This window comes from Streptomyces sp. HUAS TT7 (assembly GCF_051550175.1).
Taxonomy (GTDB): Bacteria; Actinomycetota; Actinomycetes; order Streptomycetales; family Streptomycetaceae; genus Streptomyces.
The window spans coordinates 5,686,934-5,708,464 of sequence record NZ_CP196175.1 but is presented as its reverse complement, the minus strand read 5'-3'; the positions used below and the strand labels follow the sequence as shown (position 1 = coordinate 5,708,464).

Here is a 21,531-nt window from a genome sequence, read left to right as displayed (position 1 = left end):
GCGGCCTGGGTCGAGTGGCCGCCGCCGCGCCCCGGGCCGGTGACCTGCGGAGCGTCGGCCACCCTGTCGAGTGTCCCACGGGCGAAGCGGCCCCCGGTTCGGCACCGCTTCTCCTTATAGAGGGGCAGGGGGTCGCGGGGGTTGCGTTCCCGCCACACATTCGGGTGGAAAACCCGCTCGGGCCTGACGATGTCCCTTTCGCCCGGCGGCCGGGTGCGACCGGGCGGCTGCAGAGCACGACAGGAATACCAGGTAGCGTTGAAGCGCCTGCGAGTAGAACAAGTGGATTGAGGTGCCAGTGCCTGACGTCTCCGTGATCGTCATCGTTTACAACGACGCAGATCGCCTGCCGACGGCTGTCCAATCGGTCTTGGACCAGACGTTGAACAGCGTCGAGGTCCTGATCGTCGACGACTGCAGCACCGACGGTTCCTTCGAGGTCGCCAGGGCACTGGAAGCTTCTCACCCGGGCCGGATCCGCGCCTTCCAGCTGCCGGAGAACAGCGGCGCCGGCGGCGAGCCGCGCAACGTGGGCATCGGCCATGCCACGGGCCGCTACATCATGTTCCTGGACAGTGACGACGTGCTGGAGCACAACGCCTGCCGGAACCTTCTGGAGGCCGCGGAACAGACGCAGGCAGACATCGTTTCCGGCCTCTGTGTACGCCTCACGCAGGGCACCCGTACCACGAAGCGCACCGAGTGGTACCCGTGGCTGTACCGGACCACGCGCACCCTGGAGTCGATCACCGAGCTCCCCGACCTGTTCGTGTGGGACACCCTGTCCACGAACAAGTGCTACCGCCGCGAGTTCCTCGTCGACAACGACCTGCGCTTCCCCAAGGGCATGTTCTACGAGGACCTGATGTTCATCGCCGAGGCCTACCTCGCCGCGAACCGCATCACCCTCATCCCCAACCAGGTCTATTTCTGGAACGTGCACGAGAAGGCGGCCGTGAAGTCGGTCACCAACCGGCGCCACGAAATGACCAACTACGAGCACCGTCTGGAGATCCACCGCCGGATCGAGGCGCTCCTGGAGCACAACGACCTGCACGGCCTTCGGCTCGCCAAGGACGTCAAGTTCCTCAAGCACGACCTGGTCCTGCACCTGCGTGACCTTCCGCACCGTGACGAGGAGTACCGGGCCGAGTTCGCCGAGCTGTCGCGCGAGTACCTGGCGGACCTCTCCCCCGAGGCGTACGACAGCGTCCTGCCGATCCAGGCGATCTGCTCCTACCTGCTCCAGCAGGGCGACTGGGACAACCTGCTGCCGGCCGTGGACGCGCTGATCCGCCGCAACACGGTGACGTCGCCGCTGATCGAGCGGGACGGCCGGATCTACTGGTGCGGCGAGCACCTCGACACCACCGACGGCGCCAAGTTCCTGGACGTGACCGGGCTCGGCTACCACACCCGCCCGCTGACCCAGCTCGCGCTCGGCAACCGCCTGACCTCGTACGCCGACGACGGGCGCGGCAAGGTGCGGCTCGGCGGCTCGGTCGTCAATCCGCTGGGCCGGATCCGTTCCGGGGCCAAGCTGAGCGGCACCCTGGAGTTCCGGGCCCGCCGCACCAGCCTGCAGTCCTTCAAGTTCCCGCTGACCTCGCTGAAGCATGCGGGCCGGACGCTGGACTGGACGGCCGAGGCCGATCTGGCCCGCAAGCTGCGGCCGCTCGGCATCATCGACGTGGTCTGGGACGTGTGGGTCAACCTGGACGTCGACGGCGAGAAGGTGCCGACCCGCCTGGGCGCGGGCCGCATCGCGCTGGAGTCGGCGCGCCCGCTGCGCATCCGGCCGCGCCTGAGCCGCCTGGTCGCCGACCGCCTGGTGCCGGAGATCTCCGCGAAGGGCAATCTGTCCTACCTGCTGACCGCCGAGGGCCAGGCCACCGTCCGCACCCAGGAGCTGATCGGGGAGGCGCTGCAGAGCAAGGCCGCCTCGCTGGCCAAGAAGGGCCTGCGCAAGGCCCGTAAGGCCAAGAAGGACCTCAACTCGGGCGAAACCAAGATCCGCGTCTACCACGAGGTGTTCTCCAAGCTGCCGATCCGCAAGGGTCTGGTGGTCTTCGAGAGCCACATGGGCAAGCAGTTCAGCGACAGCCCGAAGGCGATCTACGACGAGATGCGCCGCCAGGGCGTGCAGTTCGACGCGGTGTGGTCCTACGACGGCGCCAAGCCGACGGGCTTCCCCAAGGACGCCACGCTGGTCAAGCGGTGGAGCTACCCGTATCTGCGGGCGCTGGCGCAGGCCGAGTTCTGGATCGACAACCAGGGCTTCCCGATGAAGCTGGCCAAGCGGCCCGGCACCACCTACATCCAGACCTGGCACGGCAGCGCGCTCAAGCGGATGGGCTTCGACGTGCCGCAGATGAAGCTGCTCAACCGGGCAGGACAGGCCACCCACCAGAAGGTCCTGGACCGCTTCGACCACTTCCTGATCCGCTCCGAGCACGATGTGCGCACCCTGGCCAGCGGCTTCCGGCTGCGCGACGAGGTGCTGCTGCGCACCGGCTACCCGCGCAACGACGCGCTCGTCGCGGCGCGCGAGCAGGAGGCCGAGACCGGCGAGCGGGTCCGCGGCCCGATCGCCGAGCAGCTCGGCATCGACGCGGACAAGAAGGTGCTGCTGTACGCGCCGACGTTCCGCGCCTCCGAGTCGGGAGCGGTCAAGAAGTTCGAACTGCCCTTTGACGTCGAGGAGTTCGCGGACCGCTTCGGCGACCGCTACACCCTGCTGATCCGCTCGCACTACCTGAACCAGGTGGTCCTGCCGCCCTCGGTGCGCGGCAAGGTCATCGACGTCTCGCAGGGCCACGACATCACGCCGCTCCTCGCCCTGGCCGATGGTCTGATCACCGACTATTCGTCCCTGATGTTCGACTATGCTCTGCTCGACCGTCCCATGATCTTCTTCGCGTACGACTACGAGGAGTACGCGGACGAGACCCGCGGCACCTACTTCGATCTGCGCGACAAGGCGCCCGGGCCGGTCGTCGCCACCGAGAGCGAGCTGTTCGCGACGGTGGACGGCCTCAAGGCGGCGGACACCGACTACGCGGGGGCCCGCGAGCGGTTCGCCACCGAGTTCGGCGAGTACGACAAGGGCACCGCGGCCCAGCAGATCGTTGCCAAGTTCTTCACTCCCGGGAGCGGTAAGTGACTGAAGTGACCGCCACGGACGGCGGCCGTGACATCTTCCTCGTCTCGAACGCCGTCAACGAGCTGGGCGGCGTGACCACCTGGTCGCACCAGATGGCCCGCCTTTTCGTGGAGCGCGGCAACAAGGTCCATGTCATCGGCATCACCCCGCCGTCGGTCCCGCACGAGCTGGGCGACGACCTGCCGTACGCGACGACGACGCTGTACGACGTGCACCCGCCGTCGGTGGGCAGCGCGCGCGGCATCAAGGGCAAGCTGAACGTCGTCGAGCACCGCCGCCGGGCCGCCCGCGCGGCCGGCATGCACGCGCAGGCCGCGAAGATGAGCCAGCTGTTCCGCCAGGCCCGGCCCGGCGCGGTCGTCATCGTCACCCAGGTGTGGGCGATGGAGTGGGTGGCGCTCGCCGACACCTCGAACGTGACCGTCATCGGCATGACCCACGAGTCGTACGAGACCTGCCGCAAGTCCTCGCGCTTCGGCCGGGTCAAGCGGTTCTACAAGGACGTCGACCGGATGCTCGCGCTGACCCGCGAGGACGCCGACCTGTGGGCGCTGCAGCGCCTGGACAACGTGGGCTTCATGCCCAACCCGCTGCCGTTCTTCCCCGAGGTGCCCTCGCCGCGCACCGAGAAGCACGTGGTCAGCATCGGCCGGCTGCACGAGGAGAAGGGCACCGACCTGCTCCTGGACGCCTGGTCCGAGGTGGCTCCGGTGCACCCCGATTGGACGCTGCGGATCTACGGCTCCGGCTCCGACGAGGAGGCGCTGCGCCGCCAGTGCACCGAGCTCGGCCTGGACGGCTCGGTGGAGTGGATGGGCCGCACCGACGACCCGGCGGGCGCGCTGCGCGACGGCTCGGTCTTCACGCTCGCCTCCCGCGGCGAGGGCTTCCCGCTGTCGCTGATGGAGTCGATGGCGACCGCCGTGCCGTGCGTCGCCTTCGACGTCGCCCCCGGCATCCACGAGATCATCCGGGACGGCGAGGACGGCCTGCTCGCGCCCCCCGGCAACACGCACGTCTTCGCGCGCCGCCTGAGCAGCCTCCTGGCCGACCAGGAGCTGCGCGACCGTCTCGGCGAGGCGGCCCGCGAGAACATCCAGCGCTACCGGACCGAGGAGATCGTCCGCCGCTGGGAGTCGCTCTTCGACCTGCTGCAGCGCTGACGGCGCCCGAGACCCCACTGGAATCATGAACTCATCGACCACTGTGGCCGCCGACGACAGCGCCGCTGAGGCACACAGCGCCGCCGCGGACCGCCCCGAGCGGTCGGGGGCGCGCAGAGCCCTGCTGTGGACCGCGGGGACCCTCACCGCCGCCACCGGCATACTCCTGGCCGTCGGCTCGTTCCTGGGCCTGTACGTGCGGCCCACCTCCGACGACTGGTGCGCCGCCTGGAAGTCCCGGGACATGGGCGTCTTCGGCATCACCTCGGACTTCTACAACACCCAGAACGGGCGGGTCACCAACGCCTTCCTGAGCGGGATCATCTACTCGGACGGCCTCGCCGGCATCAAGGTCCTTCCGGTGATCCTGGTGGTCACCATGGGCGTCGGCCTGGTGCTGCTCGGCCGCGAGATCCTGCGCGTGTTCGGCACCCGGGCCCCGCTGCTGCTGCTCGTGGCCGTCGCGATGGTCCTGGAGACGCTGCTGTTCTTCGCGGGCACCCGCTCCTACCAGGTGCTGCTGTGGACCCCGGCGACGATCTCGCACACGATGCCGTTCATCATCGCCCTGTGGGCGCTCCTGTTCGGCATCTGGGCGTTCCGCACCGGCCGCAAGGCGCTGCGCAACACCGCGCTGGTCCTCACGGCCGTGGTGGGCTTCGCGATCGGCACGCTGAGCGAGCCGTTCACCGTGGTCAGCTGTGTGCTGGTCGGCACGGCCGCGCTGGTCTGCCTGCCGCGCCTGAAGGTCGCCAAGAGCTGGTACCCGTTCACCTGGTCCGCGGTGTACTGCGCGGCGGCCGTGATCGGCCTCACCTTCCTGTACACCTCGCCGGGCGCCCGATGGCGCCGGGCGCAGACGCCGCCGACGAAGATGAGCGTCGGCGACGTGTTCAAGGACTACTTCCACATCTGGGACACGATCCTGCACCAGTGGATCTACCTGGGTGCTGTCGCCGCCGGTCTGCTCCTCGGCCTGGCCGTGGCCCTGCTCGCGCCGCGCCGCGAGATGCCCGCCGACGCGCGTCCCCCGGTCGCGATGCTGCGCGTGATCTTCGTGCTTCCGGTCCCGCTGATGGCGCTGTGCACGCTGCTCGTGGCGTACGCGCTGCGCAGCGGCTACGGCCCGACGGGCTGGACGTACGCGCGTACCTGGATGAACTTCATGATCCCGCTGGTGATCGCGCTGTGCGGGTACGGCGTACTGCTCGGCCACTGGGCCGGGCGCCGCATCGCCGAGCGCCGCCTGCCGCGCCTGGTGCCGGTCGTGGCGACGGTCCTGGTCGGCGCGTTCGCCCTGTCGGCGACGGCGGCGCTGGTGCCCTCGGTGCAGCAGCTCGCCGTCTCGACGGTGTACCGCAGCATCGCCTGGGACAAGCAGAACGCGAAGATCCGCTCGGAGATCGCCAAGGGCGAGACGGACGTGGCGTACAAGCCGATGTACATCGGTTCGCTCGCCGAGCCCTTCTTCACCAAGAACTACAAGCGCGACTGGGTCGCCCAGTGCACCGCGAAGTTCTACGGCGTGGACCGCATCCACAAGCCGTGACGCGGTGAGACGAAGGAGGGGCGCCCCGGATTTCTCCGGGGCGCCCCTCCTTCTACGTGTCCGGGTCTCAGACGGCGTCGCGGTGGTGGCGCCAGCCCTGCCACGCCGAGGAGATCATCGAGCGCACGTCGTGGTGGGCCTTCCAGCCGAGCTCCTCGGCGATGCGGTCGGCGGAGGCGACGACGCGCGCCGGGTCGCCCGCACGGCGCGGGTACACCTCGGGGGCGATGCCGCGGCCGCTGATCTCGTTGATCAGGTCGACCATCTCGCGCACCGAAACGCCTTCGCCGCGGCCGATGTTGACGGTCAGGTCGCCGTACTCGCCGGCCTTCGCGGACTCGGCGAGCTTGCGGGCGGCGGCCAGGTGGGCGTCGGCGAGGTCCTCGACGTGGATGTAGTCGCGCACGCAGGTGCCGTCGGGGGTCTCGTAGTCGTCGCCGAAGATGCGCGGCGGCTCCCCGTCCTCCAGCTTCTCGAACACCATCGGTACGAGGTTGAAGATGCCGGTGTCGGCGAGCTCGGGGGTGGCGGTGCCGGCCACGTTGAAGTAGCGCAGGCAGCCGGTGGAGATGCCGTGCGCCTTGCCGGCCGCGCGGACCAGCCACTCGCCGGCCAGCTTGGTCTCGCCGTAGGGGCTCATCGGCAGGCACGGGGTGTCCTCGGTGACGAGGTCGACGTCCGGCATGCCGTACACGGAGGCGGAGGAGGAGAACAGGAAGGTGCGCACGCCGGCCGCGGCGACCGCCTCCAGGAGCACGGTCAGGCCGAACACGTTCTCGCGGTAGTAGTGCAGCGGGATCTCGACGGACTCGCCGACCTGCTTCTTGCCCGCGAGGTGCACGACCCCGGTGACGCCGTGCTCGGCGAGGGTGCGGTCCACGAGCTCGCGGTCCAGGACGGAGCCGACCACCAGAGGCACACCCTGTGGCAGACGGGCCGCGTCACCGCTGGAGAGGTCGTCGAGGACGACCACGCGCTCCCCCGCCGACGTCATGGCCCGCACGACATGGGAACCGATGTATCCGGCGCCGCCAGTGATCAGAAAAGTCATATGCGCGTCCACGTCCTCATCGTCGCCTTGATCGAACCGTCCGGGTCAGTCTGCGCAGCTTCCCGCCGACCACCCCGAAAGCTCCCTGCACTCCGGGCGCGAGCCGCACCGCGAGCGATCCGCTCGACGTCCGGTACGGCTGCACCAGCAGAACACCGTACCGGCTGCCGGGGACGGCCGTGCGCCGCAGCCCGGACGCCTTGGCCCGCAGCGTGGTGCGCGGGCCCGGGCCGGGGCCGGTGTCCAGGCGGACCCGCAGGTCCCAGATCTGGGTACCCCGGCCGCCCGCCGCGGCCAGCCCGGCCAGCGATACGGGGACCTGGCCGCTCCAGCCGCCCTCGGCGGCGCGCAGCGGCGCGGTCACGGTCAGGGCGCTCTCACCGCCGTCCCTGGGCACGAACTCGATGTCCGCGCGGACCGGGGCGCCGCTCGCGGCGAGCCGCCCGTACAGCTCGTGCACGCGCAGCTTGAGGATGCCTCGCCGGCCGGCGAGGAGGACCGCGTCGACGGTGACGGGCAGGCTCTCCGCGGGCAGCGCGTCGAGTCCGTCCAGCGGCACGTCCAGGTCGTCCGCCCACACCGGGCCGGATTCCGCGGTGGCGTACGGCGGGATCAGCCGGGCGGGGTCGGCGGCGAGCTGGGAGAGCCGGTCCAGGTCGCGCGGGGCGGCGGAGGCGAGCACCACCTGGGCGGCCCAGCGGGCCGGGGCGGCGGCCTCGGCCACTTCGGCGGCCTCGAAGGAGGCGAGGTAGTCGCGGGTCAGCCGCCACCAGTCGGCCTGGTACCCGGCGTCGCGCACGCGCAGCTCGCGCAGGTACAGGCACAGGTCGTAGTCGACGAACTTGGTGCGGCAGGCGGCCGCGAGCCCCTTGCGGTCGGCGGCGCGGAAGGCCTCGACGGCCTTGGTGTGGGCGGCGATGCGCGCCTGCCAGTTGCCGACGTCCTTGCGGGCGAGCGAGATGGAGACCTGGGCGGCGGCGCGGCGCACGTGCCAGATGTAGACGAGTTCGGGCACGACGGCGATGCGGGGGGCAGCGGCGTACACGCGGGCCGTGAAGACGAAGTCCTCGTACACGAACTTGCCGTCGGGGAACCGCAGTTGACGGCCCGTCAAGAAGTCGCGGCGGTAGAGCTTGTTGACACAGAGCGTGTCGTGAAGGAGCTCCGGCGCGGCCTCGGGCGACTCGTGCACGGCCGCCTCGTTGTAGAGGCCCGGCTGCCAGCGCACATCGCGGCCGCCGGGCAGCTCGCGGCGCACGGCCCGGCCCACGGTGACCTCGGTCCCGTGCTCCTCGGCCGCGGCCAGGAGGGCGGCGACGGCCCCGGGGGGCAGCACGTCGTCGCTGTCGAGGAACATGACGTACGGGGAGGTGGCGGCGGCCACGCCGTCATTGCGGGGCGTCCCGCACCCGCCACTGTTCTCCGTACGCCGCACCACGCGCAGCCGGGGCTCGGTGGTGGCCAGCTGGTCCAGGACGGCGGCCGTTCCATCGCTGGAACAGTCGTCGACGGCCACGACCTCGGCAACGGCCGAGCCCTGCGCGAGCGCCGACCGAACGGCCTCCCCGACGAGCTGGGCGTCATTGAAGGCAATGACGATCACACTGACGCCGGCAGGGCCGCGGGGGGTGGCAGAACTCTGACTCACCCGGCGAATCCTACGGGAGGGGCTGCGGGTTCCAGTTCTGGCCAGGGGCCAGGTGCCCTTTTAGGGGCGCGGGGCTGTGACATGTGCGGCTCCGCCGTGCGGACGCGACCAGCGATGCTGGGTCCTACAGGGGCGCAGGGAACTGCGCGACCAGCCACGCACGGTCCGCAGCGAACATCAGCCCTGCGGGAGCCCGCAACCCCGCCCGCGGAACCGGCACCGGTCGACGTAAGGGGTGCTATAGGGGCGCGGGGAACTGCGCAAAAGCCACCGACGGCCCGCAGTCGAAACCCGCACCCCCGCCACAGCGGCGCCGCCTAGAAGGGCCCGAACTCCTTGAACTCCTGCTCGGCCTCGTCCCGCTCGGCCTCCCGGTCCCGGCGGCGCTGCGCAGCAGGACGGGGCGCCTCCAGGCGGTGGTCCTCGCCACGGCGGCCCAGCATCTCCGCGCCCGCCATCATCGTCGGCTCCCAGTCGAAGACGACCGCGTTCTCCTCGGGCCCGATGGCCACGCCGTCGCCGGAGCGGGCCCCGGCCTTCATCAGCGCGTCCTCGACGCCGAGGCGGTTGAGGCGGTCCGCGAGGTAGCCGACGGCCTCGTCGTTGTTGAAGTCGGTCTGGCGGATCCAGCGCTCCGGCTTCTCGCCCCGCACCCGGTAGACCTCGTTGGCCTCGTCGAAGGCGACGGTGAAGCCCGCGTCGTCGACGGCCTTCGGACGGATGACGATGCGGGTCGCCTCCTCCTTGGGCTTCGCGGCGCGCGCCTCGGCGACGATCCCGGCGAGCGCGAAGGACAGCTCCTTCAGGCCCGTACGGGCGACGGCGGAGACCTCGAAGACCTGGTAGCCGCGGGCCTCCAGGTCCGGGCGGATCATGTCCGCGAGGTCCTGGCCGTCCGGGATGTCGATCTTGTTGAGGACGACGATGCGGGGCCGGTCGTCGAGCCCGCCGTACTGCCTCAGCTCCTCCTCGATGATGTCGAGGTCGGAGACCGGGTCGCGGTCGGACTCCAGGGTCGCGGTGTCCAGGACGTGCACGAGGACCGAGCAGCGCTCGACGTGCCGCAGGAACTCCAGGCCCAGGCCCTTGCCCTGGCTGGCGCCGGGGATCAGACCGGGGACGTCCGCGATGGTGTAGACGGTCGCGCCGGCCGTGACCACGCCGAGGTTCGGGACCAGTGTCGTGAACGGGTAGTCCGCGATCTTCGGCTTGGCCGCCGAGAGGACCGAGATCAGCGAGGACTTTCCGGCGCTCGGGTAGCCCACCAGGGCCACGTCGGCGACGGTCTTGAGCTCCAGGACGATGTCGGCGGACTCGCCCGGCACACCGAGCAGCGCGAAGCCGGGGGCCTTGCGGCGGGCGGAGGCGAGCGCCGCGTTGCCGAGGCCGCCGCGGCCGCCCTGGCCCGCGATGTAGGTGGTGCCCTCGCCGACCAGGTCGGCGAGCACGTTGCCCTTCTTGTCGAGGACGACGGTGCCGTCGGGCACGGGCAGGACCAGGTCCTGGCCGTCCTTGCCGGAGCGGTGGTCGCCGGCGCCGGGCTGGCCGTTGGTGGCCTTGCGGTGCGGCGAGTGGTGGTAGTCGAGAAGCGTCGTCACGGACTGGTCGACGACCAGGGTGACGTCGCCGCCGCGGCCCCCGTTGCCGCCGTCCGGCCCGCCGAGCGGCTTGAACTTCTCACGGTGGACGGAGGCGCAGCCGTGGCCTCCGTTACCCGCGGCGACGTGCAGCTCGACGCGGTCCACGAAGGTGGTCATGGGATGTGCCTCCTGAGGGCCCCCGGCCGGAGGCCGAGAGAAAGTACGGGAATGTCTATCTAGTAACACGCGAAAGGCGGACCCGCTTCCCGTGGGGGAAGTGAGGTCCGCCTCCGCTGAAACCGCTCTACGGGTGCCTAAGTGATCAGGCAACCGGAACGATGTTCACGACCTTGCGGCCACGGTGGGTGCCGAACTGCACCGCACCGGCCTGCAGCGCGAACAGGGTGTCGTCGCCACCGCGACCGACGCCCGCACCCGGGTGGAAGTGGGTGCCGCGCTGGCGGACCAGGATCTCACCGGCGAGCACGGTCTGACCGCCGAAGCGCTTCACACCGAGCCGCTGAGCGTTGGAGTCGCGACCGTTCCGAGTGGACGATGCGCCCTTCTTGTGTGCCATGTCTCCTCAGTCCCTTACTTCGCAGCCGCGGGGATGCCGGTGACCTTGATCGCCGTGTACTGCTGGCGGTGGCCCTGGCGACGGCGGTAACCGGTCTTGTTCTTGTACCGAAGGATGTCGATCTTGGCACCCTTGTGGTGGTCCACGACCTCGGCGGTGACCTTGATACCGGCCAGCACCCACGGGTCGCTGGTCACAGCGTCGCCGTCGACAACGAGCAGGGTCGAGAGCTCGACCGTGTCGCCAACCTTGGCAGTGGAAATCTTGTCAACCTCAACGATGTCGCCGACAGCAACCTTGTGCTGGCGACCACCGCTGCGCACGATGGCGTACACGCGGATCTCTCTCTCGCTCGATACGGAACCCTTGAAGCCAGCCATCCCGCAGAAGTGCAGGGGGCCTCCCCCGGCGGACCGGGAGGTGAGGTGCTCAGGGGCAGGCGCGTATATAAACACGCCGAGGGTCAAGGCTACGGGGCCGGACGTGCCGGGTCAAACCAGGGTCGTTACCCGCACTCCTCGGCGACGAAACCACGCAGCCGGGCCCGGAAGTCCGGGCCCAGATCGGCCCGCTCGCCAGCGAGCCGGTCGGCGTCGCCCTTGCGGGTCGGCGCGGACTCCAGCTCGTGGTTGCGGTCGAAGTGGTCCTCCAGGGCGCGTTTGTTGCGCCCGGTGACCATCAGGACGTCCGAGAGCCCCGCCGCGACCGCCTCCTCCACCACGTACTGGATCGCCGGTTTGTCGACCACCGGCAGCATCTCCTTGGGGGTGTGGCCTTGGTGGCCGGCAGGAAACGCGTGCCGAGCCCGGCGGCGGGGACGACGGCCTTGCTGATCGCACTCGTGCGGGGACTCATACGGGGGCGGACTCTCCTTACGTACGACGGAGCCCGCCTCCGGTGATCCGGGGGCGGGCTCCTGGGGCCGTACAACAGCCAACTACCGCTTGGGGTACGTCGTCTGAGCGCAGGCTGTCCGTCAGCTGTCGGCCGACGCCGAGACCGACGTCTGCTGCTGCTCGGCCGCCGCCGTCTTCTTGGCGGTGGCCTTCTTGGCGGTCGTCTTCTTCGCCGCGGTCTTCTTGGCCGCCGTCTTCTTGGTGGCGGCCTTCTTCGCGGTGGCCTTCTTCGGCGTCTTGCGGGCCGCCTTCTTGGCCGGCGCGGCTTCCTCGGCGGGCTCCGCGGCAGCGACCGGCTCTGCTGCCGGGGTGGCGGCGACCACGACGACCGCGGCGTCCTCGGCACCCGAGGGCGGACCGGCCGGGGCCGTGGCCTTGCGGGTCACCCGGCGACGGGCCCGCGGCGCGGAAGTCCGCGCGGCGTCAGCCGCTCCAGTGGAGCCGGTGCCCGCACCGGAAGGCGCCTCCTCGACGACGGGCTCGGCAACGGGCTCTGCGACCGACACGGCCGGCTCGGCCGCCGGCTCCTGCGCCTTGGCCTCCTCGGCCTTCGGCTCGGGCTCCGTGACGACCACCACCGGCTCGGCGACGGCCGCCGTCGGCGCGCCCGCCGGGGCGGTCGCCTTGCGGGTGGCGCGGCGACGGGTGCGGCCGCGCGGCGCGTCGTCCTCGATGAACGAGGCGACGGTCACCGCGGCCGGGGCCTGCGCGGCCTCCGGCTCCTCGGCCACGGGGGCCGGGGCCTCGACGGCGGCCGTACGGGGCGCACCGGCCGGGGCCGAGGCCTTGCGGGTGGCGCGGCGGCGGGACCGGCCGCCACGGGCCGCGGCCTCCGCCTCGGCGGCGCTGCTGTACAGCTCCTCGTCGGGCACGAACGCGGGCTCGGCGAGCGCCACCGGAGCGGCGATCTCGGCGGCGACCTCGGCCTCGGACTCGACGCCCTCGACGGCCTCGCTGTCGATGACCTCGTGCTCGTGGATGTGCTGGTCGTGCTCGGCGCCACCGCGGCCGCGCTTCTTCGCGCGCTTGCCCGCGCCGCCGCCGACCGTGGTCGGCTGCTCCATGTGCACGATCACACCGCGCCCGTTGCAGTGGACGCAGGTCTCGGAGAACGACTCCAACAGGCCCTGGCCGACCCGCTTGCGGGTCATCTGGACCAGGCCGAGCGAGGTGACCTCGGCCACCTGGTGCTTGGTCCGGTCGCGGCCCAGGCATTCGAGCAGCCTGCGCAGGACCAGGTCGCGGTTCGACTCCAGGACCATGTCGATGAAGTCGATGACGACGATGCCGCCCAGGTCGCGCAGCCGCAGCTGGCGCACGATCTCCTCGGCCGCTTCGAGGTTGTTCCTCGTCACGGTCTCTTCGAGGTTGCCGCCCTGGCCGGTGAACTTGCCGGTGTTGACGTCGACGACGATCATCGCCTCGGTCTTGTCGATCACCAGCGAGCCGCCGGACGGCAGCCAGACCTTGCGGTCCAGGGCCTTGGCCAGCTGCTCGTCGATCCGGTACGTCGCGAAGACGTCGACCTCGCTGGTCCAGCGCGAGAGCCGCTCGGTCAGGTCCGGCGCGACGTGCGCGACGTACCCGTGGATGGTCTCCCAGGCCTCGTCACCGCTGACGATGACCTTCGAGAAGTCCTCGTTGAAGATGTCGCGGACGACCCGGACGGTCATGTCCGGCTCGCCGTAGAGCAGCGACGGCGAGGACGTCGAGATCTGGTTGGCCTTCTTCTGGATGTCGGCCCACTGCGCCTGCAGGCGCTCGACGTCGCGGCGCAGCTCGTCCTCGCTCGCGCCCTCGGCGGCGGTGCGCACGATGACGCCCGCGTCCTCGGGGACGATCTTCTTGAGGATGGTCTTCAGACGGGCGCGCTCGGTGTCGGGCAGCTTGCGGCTGATGCCGGTCATCGAGCCCTCGGGCACGTACACCAGGTAGCGACCGGGCAGCGAGACCTGGCTGGTCAGGCGGGCGCCCTTGTGGCCGATCGGGTCCTTGGTGACCTGGACGAGCACCGACTGGCCGGACTTGAGGGCGGCCTCGATGCGGCGCGGGCCGTTGCCCATGCCGAGCGCCTCGAAGTTGACCTCACCGGCGTACAGGACGGCGTTGCGGCCCTTGCCGATGTCGACGAACGCGGCCTCCATGGAGGGCAGTACGTTCTGGACCTTGCCCAGGTAGACGTTGCCGACGTACGAGGTGGCCTGTTCCTTGTTGACGTAGTGCTCGACGAGCACGTTGTCTTCCAGGACGCCGATCTGGGTGCGCTCGCCGCTCTGGCGGACGACCATGACGCGCTCGACGGCCTCGCGGCGGGCCAGGAACTCGGCCTCGGTGATGATCGGGACGCGGCGGCGGCCCTGCTCGCGGCCCTCGCGGCGGCGCTGCTTCTTGGCCTCCAGACGCGTCGAGCCCTTGATGGACTGGACCTCGTCGGACGGCTCGGACTCCTTGCGGGCCGGGCGCGGCTCACGGACCTTGACGACGGTGCGCTCCGGGTCGTCGGAGCCCGGCTCGCCCTCGGGGCCCGCGTCGCCGGAGCGGCGACGGCGGCGGCGCCGGCGACGGCTGCTGCTGGTCCCGGCCGCGGAGGGGGTGCCGTCCGCTTCCTCGTCCTCGTCGTCCTCTTCGTCGGACTCGGCGCCCTCGGTGGCCCGCTCAGCCGGCTCGTACGCCTGCTCCTCCGCGGCGTCCTCGGCCTCGGCGGGCTCGCCACGGCGACGGCGGCGGCCGCCACGGCGACGACGGCGCGAGGGGCGGTCGTCGTCGGACTCCTCGGACTCCGCTTCGGCCTCGGCCTCGACGGCCTCGACGGCCTCGACGGCCTCCTCGACCTGCTCGTCGGCAGGCTCCTCGGCGGGCTTCTCCTGGACCGGCTCGGCGGGCTCGCCACGGCGACGGCGACGGCGCGAGCGGCCCTGCGGCTCGGCGGCGGGCTCGGGGGCCTCGACCACGGTCTCCTCGACCTCGGTCTCGGGCTCCTCGACGCGGGCGGCGGCAGCGGCGGCAGCGGCCGTCTCCGGCGTCTGGAACATCGGCTCGGTGAAGACCGGGGCCTGGAACACGGCCACGGCGGGACGCGTGGCGCGGCGGCGACGCCCGGTGCCGGGCTCCTCCGCCTGCGGCGCGGGCTCCGGCTCGACCGGCGTGAACTGCGGGGCGGACGCGGGCCGGGCCGCACGGCGGCGGGTACGCGGCGCCGGGGCCTCGGCGGCCTCGGGCTCGACGGCGGCCGGGGCAGCTGCGGCGGGCGCGGTGGCCTGCCGGGTGGCACGGCGGCGGACGGGGGCGCGGGGCGCCTCGTCCTCGACGGCGGCGACCTCTTCGGCCTCGTCGAGCTCTTCTTCCTCGACGTCTTCGACGACCTCGACCGGGGCCGAGACGGTGGTCTGCGGCGCGGTCGCCTTGCGGGTCGCACGACGGCGGGTACGCGGCGCCGGAGCCTCGGCGGCCTCCTCGACGGCCTCGGGCTCGACGGCGGCCGGAGCCTCGACGACCTCGACGGTCTCTTCGGCGGCCGCGGGCGCACCGGCCGGAGCCGTGGCCTTACGGGTCGCACGGCGGCGGGTACGCGGCGCGGGCGCCTCGGCGGCGACCTCCGCGGTCTCGGACTCGGCGACGACCGGGGCCTCGACGGCCTCTTCGGCCGCGGTGGCCTGCGGCGGACCGGCGGGGGCCGTGGCCTTGCGCGTCGCACGGCGACGGGTCCGCGGCGCGGGCGCCTCGGCGGCGACCTCCGCGGTCTCGGACTCGGTGGCGGCCGGGGTTTCGGCGGCCGGAGCGGTCGCCGCACGGGTGGCGCGGCGGCGGGTGCGCGGCGCCGGAGCGGCGTCGTCGGCGGCCACGGCGGCCGGCTCGGCGGCCTGTGCCGCAGGCTCTGCGGGCTCCGCGTTCTGTGCGCCCACCGGCGGCCCGGCGGGCCGCGACGCCGCGCGGCGCCTGCGGCGCGGCGGCAGCGTGTCGCTGGGGCTGTTGTTGTCGTTGGTGTTGTCCCCGGTGGTGCCGGGTTCGTTCTGCTCAAGCATGCGGGCGTAGCTCCCGTCACGCTCCCGGGCGCCGCGCCTGTTCCGGTCCGGCGGCACGGCCCGCGTGATGTGCGCGGGTGCCGCCGTCCGGGGCGCGGGCGCCGCACGGGAGCTGATATCTGGCTCGCCGGTTCCGTACGCGTTGTACGCACGGCCTGGCGAAAGTCTTCAGGTCAGTGCGCGGCCCGACCCAGGTGGCTCCCGAGTGCCAGGGCTGCGCTACAACGACTGCCCTTACGCGGCGGGACCTTCCGGCGCCGTCGCAGAGACGGTCCCGGCGGCCATTGGTGGTGCGGCCGGGGCTGCCTCGCGGTCGGGCGCGAGCGGGTCGGTCACCGTGCCGGACTCCTCGTCGAAGAGCCCCTGCGCCAGCCTGGTCACCGCTGCGGGGACCGGCGGCGCCAGGTCGGCCACAGCTTGGAGACCGGACAGGACGTCGTCGGGTCGTACGGCAGGTGTCAGGTGCCGTACTACCAGCCGCAGTATCGCACAGGCGTCGTCGAGAGGCCTATCAGCCTGCGGAGGAAGCGCCTGGAGCTCGGCGACGGCGCCCCGGGTGTCGAAGGTGCGCATGCCGTTCTTGGTCTTGCGCTGGACCTCGACGGTCTCGGCGGCCAGGAACGTCGCGACCGCCTTCTCGGCCGCGTCCACGGTGACGCCGTCCAGGCGCAGCTCCCAGACGGAGGCGGTGAGCCGGTCGGCGAGGCCCGAGGTGCGGACCTCGACCGCGTCGACGATGTCGAGCCCGGTGGGCAGCGACTCGTCGAGCAGGGCGCGCAGCTTCTCGGGGTCGCGCTGTGCGGTGAGGGCGATCTCCAGGTACTCGGCCTCGGAGCCGACACCGGTGGGTGCGGCGTTCGCGTACGACACCTTGGGGTGCGGGGTGAACCCGGCCGAGTACGCCATGGGCACCTCGGCGCGGCGCAGGGCCCGCTCGAAGGCGCGCTGGAAGTCGCGGTGGCTGGTGAACCGGAGGCGGCCGCGCTTGGTGTAGCGCAGTCGGATGCGCTGCACCGCAGGTGCGGGCGGCGGGCCTTCGGGCTGTCGCTTGCCCAGTGGTTCTTCTCCTCGGTGCGGGGCGGGCGCGGTGGGCGCCGCCCACCGTCCTGTGGGGCCCCTCCGGTCACGGCCCGTGCGCCACCCGGCTCATCCCTCCGTCTTGCTGAGGGAGATCTCGGGGGCGGGCACCGCGCCGGAGGCAGTAGTTGTACTACCCAGAGTACGCGCCCGGTGCCCGCCCTGTTCCCGGGGCGGCCCGCCGACGAGCGCCCGCCAGGCATCGCGCCGGGCGGCCCGCACGGTCTCGCGCGCCGCCGCCAGCGCCTCCCGCGCACTGCGCCCCGCCGCGAGTGCCGCTTTCTTGGCCGGCCGCAGAACCGCGTCCCGCACCCAGTGCCCGACCGGCGTCAGGAGCACGACGTACACCCACCGCGCCGGCCGCCCCAGAAGATTCCGGGCGAGCCGTTTCAGGGCCCGCCCGACCGCCCGGGACACGAATCCGGCAACCCGCCAGGCATGCCCGATCGCGTCACCGGTCTCCCGCAGGACAACGACCACCGCCCGCCCGAGCGGCGTGAGCAGTGCCCGGTACACCCACACCGCCGGAACCACGAACAGCAGGACGGTCAGCGCGGCAAGGCCCCGGCCCACCGCGGCGAGTCCCGCCCCGGCCAGCGCGACCAGCAGAGCGATGGCGTGCCCGGCCGGGGTGAGCACGTACCGGTACAGCCACGCCCCCGGCACGACGAGGCCGTACCGCAGCAGCGGCGCGAGGACCCAGCGCCACAGCGTGACCGGTGGCCACACGAACACCGCCCGGAGCAGCCACCGCAGCCCGAGGCCGATCCCCGTGGCCAGCCACGCGACGCCGCGCCCGAGCGGGGCGAGGACCGTGCGGTACACCCACGCCGCGGGAACGGCGACGAACGTCACCGCACCCCACGCCACCCCGCGCCCGAGCCACCCGACCCCGGCCCCAACTGCCCTGCCCAGCCAGGCAGTTGCATGCCCGAGCGGGGTCAGCACACAGGCGTACAACCACCCGGACGGGATCACGATCAGGGCCCGCCACAGGGGTGTGAGAACCGCCCGGCGCAACGCCTTCGCGCCGGTCGCGAGGAGGTCCCAGATCAGCCGTACGGGGACGACCAGGACAAGCACCACGATCCGCACCGGAATGCGGATCGCAACGGTCAGACACCCTTCGGGCCCCTGCGGGGCGGGCCGGTTCTCCATACGGTCAAGGACGCGCAAAGGACCCCCTGCCGTTGCGACAGGGAGCCCTTCGTGATCAGGGAGTTACTCCCCGGCTTCCTACAGAAGCGCCTAGCTCTTGACCGTGAGCGGCAGCAGCTTCTTCCCCGTGGGCCCGATCTGGATGGACGTGTCCATCTGAGGGCACACCCCGCAGTCGAAGCACGGCGTCCACCGGCAGTCCTCGACCTCGGTCTCGTCGAGCGCGTCCTGCCAGTCCTCCCAGAGCCAGTCCTTGTCGAGGCCGGAGTCGAGATGGTCCCAGGGCAGGACCTCCTCGTAGGTGCGCTCGCGGGTGGTGTACCAGTCGACGTCCACGCCGAAGGAGGGCAGCGTCTTCTCGGCGCAGGCCATCCAGCGGTCGTAACTGAAGTGCTCACGCCAGCCGTCGAAGCGGCCGCCGTCCTCGTAGACGGCGCGGATGACGGCGCCCACGCGGCGGTCGCCGCGCGAGAGCAGGCCCTCGACGATGCCGGGCTTGCCGTCGTGGTAGCGGAAGCCGATGGAGCGGCCGTACTTCTTGTCGCCGCGGATCTTGTCGCGCAGCTTGGTGAGGCGCGCGTCCGTCTCCTCGGCGCTCAGCTGCGGCGCCCACTGGAACGGGGTGTGCGGCTTGGGCACGAACCCGCCGATCGACACCGTGCAGCGGATGTCGTTCTGGCCCGACACCTCGCGGCCCTTGGCGATCACGTTGACCGCCATGTCGCCGATCTGGAGGACGTCCTCGTCGGTCTCGGTGGGCAGGCCGCACATGAAGTACAGCTTCACCTGGCGCCAGCCGTTGCCGTACGCGGTCGCGACGGTACGGATGAGGTCCTCTTCCGAGACCATCTTGTTGATGACCTTGCGCATGCGCTCGGAGCCGCCCTCGGGGGCGAACGTCAGACCCGAGCGACGGCCGTTCCTGGTCAGCTCGTTGGCGAGGTCGACGTTGAACGCGTCCACGCGGGTGGAGGGCAGGGACAGGCCGATCTTGTCGTCCGTGTAGCGGTCCGCGAGGCCCTTGGCGATGTCACCGATCTCGGTGTGGTCGGCGCTCGACAGGGAGAGGAGGCCCACCTCCTCGAAGCCGGTCGCCTTGAGGCCCTTCTCCACCATTTCGCCGATGCCGGTGATGCTTCGCTCCCGCACGGGGCGCGTGATCATGCCGGCCTGGCAGAAGCGGCAGCCGCGGGTGCAGCCGCGGAAGATCTCCACGGACATGCGCTCGTGGACGGTCTCGGCGAGCGGGACCAGGGGCTGCTTGGGGTAGGGCCACTCGTCGAGGTCCATGACGGTGTGCTTGGACACCCGCCACGGCACGCCCGACTTGTTCGGTACGACGCGGGCGATGCGGCCGTCCGGCAGGTACTCGACGTCGTAGAAGCCGGGAACGTAGACACTGCCCGTCTTCGCGAGGCGGAAGAGGACCTCTTCGCGGCCGCCGGGGCAGCCCTCGGCCTTCCAGGCGCGGATGATCTCGGTCATGTCGAGGACGGCCTGCTCGCCGTCGCCGATGACCGCGCAGTCGATGAAGTCCGCGATCGGCTCGGGGTTGAAGGCCGCGTGGCCGCCCGCGAGCACGATCGGGTCGTCGATGGTGCGGTCCCTGGACTCCAGCGGGATGCCCGCCAGGTCGAGCGCCGTGAGCATGTTGGTGTAGCCGAGCTCGGTGGAGAAGCTGAGCCCGAACACGTCGAAGGCGCGCAGCGGGCGGTGCGAGTCCACCGTGAACTGCGGGACCTTGTGCTCGCGCATGAGCGCTTCCATGTCCGGCCACACGCTGTACGTGCGCTCGGCGAGGACGCCCTCGCGCTCGTTCAGTACCTCGTAGAGGATCATGACGCCCTGGTTGGGCAGCCCGACCTCGTACGCGTCCGGGTACATGAGCGCCCAGCGGACGTCACACTCGTCCCAGGCCTTGACGGTGGAGTTGAGCTCACCGCCGACGTACTGGATCGGCTTCTGCACATGCGGGAGCAGCGCTTCGAGCTGTGGGAAGACGGACTCGGCAGACATCTCGACCTTCGTGGGCTGGCAGGGGGGCGACTCTCTAGCGTAACGCGAGCCGGGTCGCACCCTCGCACGACGATCATGGGGCCGCCAGGCGCTCCCGCAGCTTCGGGGCGCTGGCGCGGGCCCACACCTCGGGCAGCTCTCGCTCCCGGGCGGCCGCCGTCGCCTCCTCCTGGCCGTACAGGAGTCCCCAGGTGAACGCGGACTCGCCGGCCGCGTGGGCCTGGGCGGCGAGCGTGCGCAGGGCGTCGCGGGCGACCACGCTGTCCTGATGGTCGCCGAGCACGTTCTGCACGGCCTTCATGCGCTTGGCGAACTTCTCGGCCGGCTTGCCGAGCGCGGGGGCGGCGGCCTCGGCGGCGTACCGGGCGCGCTTGGCGGCCTTGCGGGCCTCGTGCATGGCGAGGTCCCGCTCGTGGCCGGGCACGAGGCCGAGCGCGGTGTGGACGCGGCCCGCGAGCCGGTCGTAGTCCTTGAGCACAGCCTTGGGCAGCACGTCGGCGACGGGCCGCTCGGCCGCGGGGAGCAGCGGCGGGGCCGTGAGCAGCGTGTCGAGGGTGTCGAGGAGGGCGAGGTAGCGCTTGCCGTCGAGTACGGCGACGGTCCTGCGCCGGGAGCCGGTGCGGCGGGCCACGGTCCAGATGCGCAGCCGGCCGCGGACCGGGCCGAGCAGCAGGGTGCGGGGCAGGGCGGCGATGCGGGTCCGCAGGCGTTCGGTGAGGACTTCCCGGTCGCGGTCGACCCCGAGTTCGGCGGCGAGCCATTTGAGCTCCTCGCCGACGGGGTCGGTGACGGCCCGGTCGACGACCTTGGCGTACGACTTGAACGCGCTGCGCAGGCGGCGGGTGGCGACCCTCATCTGGTGGACGGAGTCCGGCAGTTCGCGCCGCACGGCGGGGTCGAGGGCGACGAGCGCGTCGCGCTGGGCGCGCAGGAAGCCGAGGACGTGGGCGCCCGCGGTGCCGTCGGCGGGCCCGGCGCTCTTCGCGCCCTTGGCCGCCTTGCGCGGCTTCGGGGCCGTCTCGCGCAGGGCCCGGGCGAGTTTGGACGAGCTCGTCGAGGGCCGGATGCCCGCCTTGCGCAGCCGTTTCTCCACACCGTCCAGGATGCTCTCGTCCTCGACCCCGTCGGCGAGCTCGACCTCGATCTCGGTCCAGGTGGTGGAGGTGGAGCCTTCGCGCAGCCCCTCGGCGCGGACGGTGTCGATGCTGAGCTCGGCGAGCAGGGTGTGGTCGTCGGCGAGCAGGTGGCGTACGTCGCGGGAGGACAGCAGGCGTACGACGGGGACGAGCTCGGCGTCGCGGACGCGGGAGCGCAGCAGGGCGGCCAGCGCGTGCGGGAGGCGGTCGGAAAGAGGGGCCCGGATCTCGTCGCGGGTGCCCACGCCGACCGGGAATTTGAGGTGCCAGCCGGCGTCGGCGCCGCCCGTTCTGCGGCGCAGGGTGAGGGAGTCGGCGTCCAGGCGCAGGTCCTGGGTGTCGTAGTAGACGGCGTCGAGCGCGACGACGCCCTTGTCGACGACGCTGCCGACACCGGGGACCCGGGTCAGGTCGGGGAGCCCGGCCTGGTCCCCGTCGGACGGTGTGAACTCGAATTTCCGCTCGATCTCGCGCTTCGTGTCCGCCATGACCAGA

At 71.7% G+C, this 21,531-nt stretch carries 13 protein-coding genes and 1 pseudogene; 3 read left to right on the top strand and 11 right to left on the bottom strand.

Annotated features, from left to right (window positions below; translation table 11 throughout):
• Positions 1 to 292: 292 nt before the first annotated feature.
• From ACSHXC_RS25700 to ACSHXC_RS25690, 3 genes are read left to right on the top strand one after another with little or no spacing between them, the layout of a single operon-like run.
• Positions 293 to 3,163, top strand: a complete 2,871-nt coding sequence (locus ACSHXC_RS25700) for a bifunctional glycosyltransferase/CDP-glycerol:glycerophosphate glycerophosphotransferase (RefSeq protein ID WP_438293845.1) — start codon at positions 293 to 295, stop codon at positions 3,161 to 3,163.
• Entirely contained in the window at positions 3,160 to 4,326 is a 1,167-nt protein-coding gene (locus ACSHXC_RS25695) for a glycosyltransferase (RefSeq protein WP_438293844.1), read from the top strand. The genes ACSHXC_RS25700 and ACSHXC_RS25695 overlap by 4 nt, the downstream gene beginning before the upstream one ends.
• Positions 4,327 to 4,351: 25 nt before the next feature.
• A complete protein-coding gene (locus tag ACSHXC_RS25690; RefSeq protein ID WP_438293843.1) occupies positions 4,352 to 5,875 on the top strand; it encodes a DUF6056 family protein in 1,524 nt (507 codons plus the stop codon).
• Positions 5,876 to 5,942: 67 nt separating this feature from the next.
• Here ACSHXC_RS25690 and galE read toward each other — a convergent pair whose 3' ends face one another.
• The 11 genes and pseudogenes from galE to ACSHXC_RS25635 all read right to left on the bottom strand — a co-directional run bounded on the left by galE (position 5,943) and on the right by ACSHXC_RS25635 (position 21,524).
• Positions 5,943 to 6,926: a UDP-glucose 4-epimerase GalE gene (gene galE, locus ACSHXC_RS25685; protein WP_438293842.1), complete on the bottom strand. Its 984-nt coding sequence runs from the start codon at positions 6,924 to 6,926 to the stop codon at positions 5,943 to 5,945.
• A gap of 16 nt (positions 6,927 to 6,942) precedes the next feature.
• On the bottom strand, positions 6,943 to 8,574 hold the full coding sequence (locus tag ACSHXC_RS25680) for a glycosyltransferase family 2 protein (RefSeq protein WP_438293841.1): 1,632 nt from the start codon (positions 8,572 to 8,574) through the stop codon (positions 6,943 to 6,945).
• A 317-nt stretch (positions 8,575 to 8,891) separates the two neighbouring features.
• The gene (gene obgE, locus ACSHXC_RS25675; RefSeq protein ID WP_438293840.1) at positions 8,892 to 10,331 is read right to left on the bottom strand and encodes a GTPase ObgE; all 1,440 of its coding nucleotides are present in this window, start codon (positions 10,329 to 10,331) and stop codon (positions 8,892 to 8,894) included.
• Between the two features lie 145 nt (positions 10,332 to 10,476).
• Complete coding sequence (gene rpmA, locus ACSHXC_RS25670) at positions 10,477 to 10,731, bottom strand: 50S ribosomal protein L27 (RefSeq protein ID WP_114036862.1); 255 nt, start codon at positions 10,729 to 10,731, stop codon at positions 10,477 to 10,479.
• 14 nt (positions 10,732 to 10,745) lie between these two features.
• Positions 10,746 to 11,066 (bottom strand): 50S ribosomal protein L21, encoded by a 321-nt coding sequence (gene rplU, locus ACSHXC_RS25665; RefSeq protein WP_015033583.1) that lies wholly within the window; start codon positions 11,064 to 11,066, stop codon positions 10,746 to 10,748.
• A 242-nt stretch (positions 11,067 to 11,308) separates the two neighbouring features.
• Positions 11,309 to 11,586: pseudogene (locus ACSHXC_RS25660) on the bottom strand (sugar phosphate nucleotidyltransferase); the annotation flags it as partial.
• Positions 11,587 to 11,707: 121 nt separating this feature from the next.
• Entirely contained in the window at positions 11,708 to 15,649 is a 3,942-nt protein-coding gene (locus ACSHXC_RS25655; RefSeq protein ID WP_438293839.1) for an Rne/Rng family ribonuclease, read from the bottom strand.
• Between the two features lie 234 nt (positions 15,650 to 15,883).
• Positions 15,884 to 16,663 (bottom strand): TIGR03936 family radical SAM-associated protein, encoded by a 780-nt coding sequence (locus ACSHXC_RS25650; protein WP_438293838.1) that lies wholly within the window; start codon positions 16,661 to 16,663, stop codon positions 15,884 to 15,886.
• A gap of 132 nt (positions 16,664 to 16,795) precedes the next feature.
• A complete protein-coding gene (locus ACSHXC_RS25645) occupies positions 16,796 to 17,902 on the bottom strand; it encodes a hypothetical protein (protein WP_438293837.1) in 1,107 nt (368 codons plus the stop codon).
• 72 nt (positions 17,903 to 17,974) lie between these two features.
• On the bottom strand, positions 17,975 to 19,900 hold the full coding sequence (locus ACSHXC_RS25640; RefSeq protein WP_438293836.1) for a TIGR03960 family B12-binding radical SAM protein: 1,926 nt from the start codon (positions 19,898 to 19,900) through the stop codon (positions 17,975 to 17,977).
• Between the two features lie 73 nt (positions 19,901 to 19,973).
• On the bottom strand, positions 19,974 to 21,524 hold the full coding sequence (locus tag ACSHXC_RS25635; RefSeq protein ID WP_438293835.1) for a CYTH and CHAD domain-containing protein: 1,551 nt from the start codon (positions 21,522 to 21,524) through the stop codon (positions 19,974 to 19,976).
• Positions 21,525 to 21,531: the final 7 nt, after the last annotated feature.